Raw genomic sequence first — 329 nt, 5'->3', positions numbered from 1 at the left:
CCAACTTTAGAATCTTCAACTTCAGAAATGAATACTAGCCGATCAGTAATCGCAAATAATATCTCGTTTTTAAATAAAAGTGCATCATCAGGATCTAGTCCAACGTCATCTATCAATAACTCATAGACAAAATTTCCAAACTCATTTATATGGATATTAGATGACGGGTTCTCTACACCCTCTGAATTTTTTTGTAAAGAAAATCCCAGTTTATAATGAATCAAGTCTATATAATCACTGTACTCATCATTTAAAACTTTAACTACAGCCTTTTGTCTCTCTCTATTCAATATGGTGTTGTAATACTGAGTGAATAAGTTATAGCGATT

1 protein-coding gene is annotated in these 329 nt (G+C 31.3%); it reads right to left on the bottom strand.

From position 1 onward, the window contains the following. A partial coding sequence (locus RCF13_RS01820; protein WP_308140776.1) for a hypothetical protein occupies window positions 1–329 on the bottom strand: 329 nt, incomplete at both ends.

It is taken from the genome of Stenotrophomonas maltophilia group sp. RNC7, assembly GCF_030910085.1.
Taxonomy (GTDB): domain Bacteria; phylum Pseudomonadota; class Gammaproteobacteria; order Xanthomonadales; family Xanthomonadaceae; genus Stenotrophomonas; species Stenotrophomonas sepilia.
Note: the sequence above shows the minus strand (reverse complement) of the source record. Positions and strands in the feature narration are given on the sequence as shown.